This is a genomic window from Xanthomonas sp. SHU 166 (assembly GCF_000364685.1).
Classification (GTDB): domain Bacteria; phylum Pseudomonadota; class Gammaproteobacteria; order Xanthomonadales; family Xanthomonadaceae; genus Xanthomonas_A; species Xanthomonas_A sontii.
The window spans coordinates 1-6718 of record NZ_AQOJ01000912.1; the positions used below are offsets into that span (position 1 = coordinate 1).

A 6718-nucleotide genomic window follows, 5' to 3' on the forward strand; every position below is an offset into this window, starting at 1 on the left:
TGCTCGACGAGGAGGTCAGCCTGGAGGTGCAGGATCCGCGCGGCTTCGGCCCGCTGCACCTGGCCGCGCTGCACGGCCTGCCGCTGCTGGTGCAGCGCCTGCTGCGCGCCGGTGCCGATCCGGAACTGCGCGATACCTTGAACCGCACCCCGCGCGAGATCGCGGTGATGCGCGGCTTCGTCGACGTCGCCGGGCAGTTCCAGCCGGCGCTGCCGGGAGTGTCGTCGATGGCCCGGTTCCTGCGCGAAAGCCGCTAGCGCTTTTCCTTCTCCCACCGGGAGAAGGTGGCCCGGAGGGCCGGATGAGGGTCGGGCGCCGCCTCGCCTCGCCCATTGCACCGCGCCTCGTGCCGCACCCTCACCCCAACCCCTCTCCCGGTGGGAGAGGGGCTTGCGGTCTCGCGCCGCACCGCCGTGCACCATCCAGCAAAAAAATGCCCGCCGGAAGGCGGGCGAATTGCGTCATAGTAGGCACGTCGCTGCTTTCGGAACCGCTGCGGCAGGTTCTCCTCCCGCGCACGTGGCGCGGCGGCGAACGGCGCCGCCGCGCGATCGGGCGTTACTGCCGCCCGACCAGGGTCAGGCCGCTGTAGCTGCCGCTCAGGCGCACGTAGTAGGTCGTGGCGCTGGACGGGGTGAGGCGCACCGCCTGGGTGGTGCCGGCACGGGTGGAACGGGCGTCGTAGCTGCTGCTGGTCGGCGTCTTGCCCGCCGACACGTACATCGCCACGTTGCCGGTGCCGCCGAAGGTCATGAAGCTGACCACCGTGCCGGCCGCGGCCTGGAAGCTGTACAGCGCGTCGCCGCCCTGGCTGCCGATGCCGCGCATCTCCACCTTGTTGACCAGGGTCTTGGTCGGCGGCACGCAGCTGCTGTCGGACGGATCGCACGGCGGGGTGGTGGCCATCTGCAGCAGCATGTCCACGTCCAGGATGCCGGCGCCGATCGGCGTGCTGGTGGGGATCGCCACCGGGAACGGCCGCGCGCTGGCGCGCAGCAGGTCGCGCATGCCGGTCCAGCTGAAGGGCGTCTTGGCCACGCTCTGCACCATCGCCACCGCCGCGGCCACGTGCGGGGAGGCCATCGAGGTGCCGGCCATGCCGCCGATCTGCCAGTCGCCGGTCGGGCTCTGGGTGCCGCCGTTGATCACCTGGAAGATGTAGCCGTTCGGGTTGCCGTCGACGTCGCCGCCACCGCCCGGCGCGGCGATGTCCACGCGCGTGCCGTAGTTGGAGTAGCTGGCGCGGCCGCCGTTCACCCGCGAGGCGCCGACGCTGATCACGCCGTTGCAGGAGGACATGGTGTACGTGGAGGCATTGGCGTTGGAGTTGCCGGCGGCGACCACGATGATCGTGCCCTTGGCGTTGATCTGGTCGATCGCGTCCTGGTAGATCTGCGGGCAGGTGTCCGGCGCGCCGCTGCCCAGGCTCATGTTGATCACCTCGGCCGGGTTCGGGTTGGTCGGCAGGCCGGCCACCGGCAGGCCCGCGGCCCACAGCATGCCGTCGGCGATGTCGCTGCCGAAGCCGCCGCAGGAGCCGAGCACGCGCACCGGCACGATCTTGGCGTCGTAGGCCAGGCCGGCCGTGGCCAGGTTGTTGTTGGTGACCTGGGCGATGGTGCCGGAGACATGGCTGCCATGCCACGAACTCGGCGCCGGCGCATTGCCGGACGCGCCCAGCGCGGTGCAGTAGTCGGCTTCCACCCAGTCGCCCAGGTCGTAGCCGCCGGCCACGCGACCGTCCGTGTCGCGGCGCGAGACGCGGTGGTCGGTGATCATGTCGTAGCCGGGCAGCACGTTGGCGGCCAGATCCGGATTGTCCTTGACCACGCCGGTATCGACCACCGCCACCACCACGCCCTTGCCGGTGGAGCGGGTCCAGCCCTGCTCGGCGTTGACCCCGCCGACCGGGTCGTGGAAGTTCCACTGCAGCTTGGCGTAGGCCGGATCGTTGGGGGTGGTGGAGGCGGCGGCCGCGATGGCGGCCGGCAGGCGCACGCTGGCCTCGTCCAGGCGCCGGTACAGCCGATCGACCTGCACCGACACCACCGACGGATCGGCCTTCAGCTCGTTGATGAAGGCGGTGCGCTCGCTGTCGCTGAGGTGGCGCGAGGTCTGCACCACATGCCAGCCCGGCACCGCCATGTCGCGCAGCACCTTGGCGCTGACTGCGCTGCGCAGCGTCAGGCCGTTGCTGCCGATCTGCGCGCGCTGCATGCCGCTGCGCGCCACCGCGCTGCTGAGGGTGCTGGCCAGCAGGCTGCGCGCCTGTGTGCCGCCGTCACGGGTCTTGACGATGAAGCGCTGGCCCAGGTCGTTGGCGCTGGCCGATTGCGGCACCGGACCTTGCACACCGCCCAGGCCGATGGTGGGGGAGGCCGCCTGCGCGCCACCGGCGAACAGGACGGCGGCGAGGGCAGCGGCGAGCGTATTGGAAGACATCATCTGCGGATCCTGGAAAGAGAGGTGAGAAGAAGAAAACGGCGGCGCGCGCGGCGCCGCGTGACGTCACAGATCGATGCCCACGCCGATGCCGGCCGAGGACTCGCCGCTGCTGAAGGCGCCGCCCAGGCTGAACGAGGCGCGCGCGCCGATCTTGCGGGCGTAGCCGACCGACAGCGCCTGCTGCCCGCCCTGGAAGCCGGCGCCGACCGACACGCGCCCGCGCGGGCTCTGCGTACCGGCGGCGTTGACCGCCATGTTGAGCATCGCCGCGCTCATCGCGCCGAGCCGGTCCATGCGCCGGTCCATGCCGTCGAGGCGATGCTCGGTGTCGGTGCGCAACTGGTTGAAGCTGTCGTCCAGCGCGGTGATGCGGGTGTTGGTGTAGGCGTTGGCGCTGCTCAGGGTGGCGCTGTTGCCGGCGCGCATCTGCGCCACATTGACCGCGTCGGTGTCGGCGCTGCCGGCGGCGACGTTGGCGACCTGGCGTTCGTTGCCCGCGCTGCCCACCGAGACCGTGTTGGCGCGGTTGGCGACCGAGCCCTGGCCCAGCGCCACCGAATTGGCGGCGCTGGCCGAGGCGCCCTGGCCGAGCGCGGTGGCCGAGGCGGCCGAGGCATTGGCGCTCTCGCCGAGCGCGACCGCGTTGGTCGCCACCGCGGCGACGCGGGCGTTGGCGCCGACCGCGGTGCTGCCGTCGGCATTGACCGTGGCGTTGCCGCCGATGGCGGTGTCGTTGGGGCCATAGGCCAGCGACTGCGCGCCCATCGCCAGGCCGTTGTTGCCGTTGGCGGTGGCCCCGGAACCCACGGCCACGGCATTGGTGCCGGCGCCGGTGCTCGGCGCGCTCGCCGCACCGTCGCCGCCGCCGACGCTGATGCCGCCGGAACCGCCGATGGTGTTCAGGCGGTTGCCGAAGCCGGTGAGGGCGGTGTCGAGCGCGCCCATCGCCGACCCCAGGTCGGTGTAGTGCGTGCCCTGCACCAGGTAATTGCCGCCAATCAGGTTGCCGTTGGCGTCGACCACGCTGCCGGCGCCGAACGCGGCGGCGACGTTGCGCAGCTGCGCCAGGTTGACCGCGTCGGTATCCATGGTGCCGGCGGCCAGGTTGGTGAGCTGGCGCTCGGCGCCCGCTGCGCCGATGGACACGGTGTTGTCGCGTTCGGCGACCGAACCGGCGCCCAGCGCCACGCTGTTGTTGGTGATGGTCTGCTTGTCGTTGACGAACTGCGAGTTGCCGACCCGCGCGCCGGGGCCGATCGCGATCGACTGGTCGCCGAACACATCGGACTTGGTGCCGATGGCGATGCTGTCGTAGAACAGCACCGGCGTATCGAGGAAGAAGTTGCCGTTCCACACCATGCCCCCGCCCAGAGCCAGGCTGCGGGTGCCGCCGGCCCAGGAGCCGTTGCCGAGCGCGGTGGAGCCGACGCCGCCGGCGAACGCGGCCGGGCCGACCGCGGTGGCGTCGTCGTTCTGGGCGAACGCGCTGGGGCCCATGGCCACGCTGTGGGTGCCCCAGGCGCGTGCACCGTTGCCGAAGGCGGTGGCCCACTCGGCGGTGGCCTGGCTCTGCGCGCCCACCGCGACGGCGGCGTACTGGTTGGCCACCGCGGTGGTGCCGACGGCGACGGTGCGGTTGGCGCTGGCTTCGGCCAGGGCGCCGACCGCGGTGGAACTGTAGGCCGTGGCCAGCGCGCCGCCGCCCAGCGCGGTGGACAGCGGGCCGGTGGCCTGCGTGGCCTGCATTTGGGTGCCTTCGGCGCCGAAGCCCGGACTCATCTCCTCGCCCACGTCGACGATGCCGCCGACGGCGACGCTGGAGCGGTCGCTGGCGATCGCGCCGGCGCCGGCCGCCACGTTGTACTTGCCGCTGGCCTGGGCGCCGGCGCCCAGCGCGGTGGCGGCCACGCCGGTGGCCGAAGTCTGCTGCAGGATCACCACGCCGTTGGGCTGGTAGGAGAAATCCAGGTCGAGCATGCCGCCGACGGCGGTGGTGGAGACCTCGGTGGCCAGGCTGTTGTGGCCCACCGCCACCGCGTGGTTGGCGTAGCCGACCGCACCGCCGCCGAGCGCGATGGTGCCGGTGCCGACCGCCGAGGCGGCCTCGCCGGCGGCCAGCGCTTCGTCGCCGTCGGCGTCGGCGCCGGCGTTGCTGTCGGCGCTGCCGGTGGCCTTGAAGTAGACGCTGGGGTCGTAGGTGGTCGCGGCCGGCGTGGCGCTGGCGTCGCTGGCCGTAGCGTCGGTGCCGGTGGCGGGTTGGGTGCTGGCGGTCGTCGCGGTGCTGGGGGTGGGCGTCTGCGCCATCGCCGTCGACGACAGGCACAGCGCGCAGGCCAGGGCCAGGGTGCTGTACGCGCGGGGAATCGGATGACGGGCGGCGGTGCCGCGCAGGGAAGAGCATGCGTTCATGGCGATCTCGGGCTGAAAAAACGGCAGGGCAGAAGGTGACGTCGGCGGCGCGTGTGCGCCTCCGCATCGGTCTGGAGTGGTCTGGAAACAGCGCCGTCGTCCCCGGGCGTGTTCCGTCATGCGAACTTAGGCCCGCCGTCACCGGCTTGTCACCTGCAAGTTCTCGCATGATCATCATCGGATTCTCACTGAACGGGAATGGAGCACGGCGGCATGGCGAAGGCGTTCTGGAACTGGCTGGGCCGCGCGCCGCTGGTGGACGAGGTGGATCGGCGCAATGCGCGGGTGATCCAGTTGCTGCTGCTGTTCCTGGCGGTGACCATTCCCGCCACGATCGTGGTGGCGGTGGTGCTGGCCTGGCCGGAGCTGCGCGGGCAGCCGCTGCCGCCGGGCATGCTGATTTCGTTGACCATGAGTCTGCTGATCGGGGTGTGCGCGGCGATCGGCTTCGTGCGCGTGCGCCATGGCGCCCTGCGCGGCGGCGTGCGGCTGCTGCTCGGGGCGATGCTCGGCTCGTTGCTGGTCAACGCCGCCATCCACGGCTTCCAGCGGCAGTTGCCGGATCAACTGGCGCAGATGCTGGTGCTGATCCTGGCCGGGTTGGTGCTGGGGCGCCGCGCGCTGTGGGTCACCTTCGTCGCCTTGCTGCTGATGCTCGGCGTCGGCGTGGGCCGCGATGCGCTGGCCGAACTGGCCGGCGCGCCGGCGCAGGCGCTGTTCAACGTGCTGCCGGTGCTGTTCAGTTACCTGCTGGTGGCGCTGCTGCTGGACCGCACCACCGAGGCGCTGCGCGAGAGCCTGCGCGAATCCAACGCGCGCGGCCAGCGCCTGCAGCAGGAGATGCAGGAACGCGAACGCGCACAGACCCAGCTGATCCACGCGCAGAAACGCGAGATCACCGAGCGCATGGCCAGCGGCCTGGCCCACGACTTCAACAACATCCTGGCGGTGATGTCCGGCTTCGCCGCCGCGCGCCACGACGACGACCTGACCAGCGACGCGCAGCGCATCGCGCAGCTGGAGGACAGCCTGGCGGCGGTGGAGGCATCGGCCGAGCGCGGCATGACCATCGTGCGCCGGCTGCTGCGCTTCAGCCGCCGCGACGCCGAGCATGTCGAACGCTTCGACGCCGCGGCCGCGGTGGAGGCCTTGCAGCCGATGCTGCGGCAGTTGCTGGAAGCGCGGATCGTGCTGCGCTGCGCGCTGCCGGCGGCGCCGGCGGCGATTCGTTTCGAGCGCAGCCAGTTCGACCTGATGCTGCTGAATCTGGCCTCCAACAGCCGCGACGCGATCGCCGACCGCGGCCATTTCGACATCGCCGTATCCAGCGAGGACGAGGGCACCGTCATCGAGGTCGCCGACGACGGCCACGGCATGCCGGCGGAGGTGGCCGCGCAGGTGTTCGAGCCGTTCTACAGCACCAAGCCCGCCGACAGCGGCACCGGCCTGGGCCTGGCGGTGGTGCGCGACCTGGTAGTGCGCGCCGGCGGCCGAATCCAGGTGCACAGCACGGTGGGCGTGGGCACGCGCTTCCGCATCGTGCTGCCGCACGCCGATGCGGTGGCGATGTAGCGCCTGCCCGGAAGGTCTGTGCGCCGCGGCGCCGCGCGCGCGCGGTGCGCGTCAGCCGGCGGGATCGAAGATGTAGCCCTTGCCGTGCACCGCGGCCAGCGGCAGTGGCTCGCCGCAGCGGCGCTGCACCTTGCTGCGCAGGCGGTGCACCATCGAATCCAGGCGGTGCGCGTCGAAGTCGTACACGCGGTCGGTGAGCGCGGCGATCAAGGCCTCGCGCGCCACCAGCAGGCCCGGTTGCTCGAGCAGGCGCAGGCACAGCCGGCGTTCGCTGCCGGTCAGCGCGGCGGCG

Annotated in this window: 5 protein-coding genes; 2 read left to right on the forward strand and 3 right to left on the reverse strand. The window is 71.9% G+C overall.

Annotated elements, in window-relative coordinates:
• Nucleotides 1-257 (forward strand): ankyrin repeat domain-containing protein (locus D180_RS20475; protein WP_043091463.1); only part of this gene is annotated, 257 nt, incomplete at its 5' end.
• Between the two features lie 301 nt (nucleotides 258-558).
• On the opposite strand, the gene D180_RS20480 is transcribed toward D180_RS20475, so the two are convergent.
• Entirely contained in the window at nucleotides 559-2445 is a 1887-nt protein-coding gene (locus D180_RS20480; protein ID WP_017914237.1) for a S8 family serine peptidase, read from the reverse strand.
• Between the two features lie 63 nt (nucleotides 2446-2508).
• Nucleotides 2509-4854, reverse strand: a complete 2346-nt coding sequence (locus D180_RS20485) for a YadA-like family protein (RefSeq protein ID WP_017914238.1) — start codon at nucleotides 4852-4854, stop codon at nucleotides 2509-2511.
• Nucleotides 4855-5067: 213 nt separating this feature from the next.
• Between D180_RS20485 and D180_RS20490 the strand changes: the two genes are divergently transcribed.
• Nucleotides 5068-6426, forward strand: coding sequence for a HAMP domain-containing sensor histidine kinase (locus D180_RS20490; protein ID WP_043091465.1), 1359 nt, complete (start codon nucleotides 5068-5070; stop codon nucleotides 6424-6426).
• A gap of 51 nt (nucleotides 6427-6477) precedes the next feature.
• Here the strand turns inward: D180_RS20490 and D180_RS20495 are convergent.
• Nucleotides 6478-6718, reverse strand: a 241-nt coding sequence (locus D180_RS20495) for a helix-turn-helix domain-containing protein (RefSeq protein WP_043091464.1), incomplete at its 5' end; no start/stop codon positions are given.

Excerpts from the sequence above, each read along its gene's own strand:
- D180_RS20480 (WP_017914237.1), bottom strand. The coding sequence starts at position 2,445 with ATGATGTCTTCCAATACGCTCGCCGCTGCCCTCGCCGCCGTCCTGTTC.
- D180_RS20490 (WP_043091465.1), top strand. The coding sequence starts at position 5,068 with ATGGCGAAGGCGTTCTGGAACTGGCTGGGCCGCGCGCCGCTGGTGGAC.
- D180_RS20485 (WP_017914238.1), bottom strand. The coding sequence starts at position 4,854 with ATGAACGCATGCTCTTCCCTGCGCGGCACCGCCGCCCGTCATCCGATT.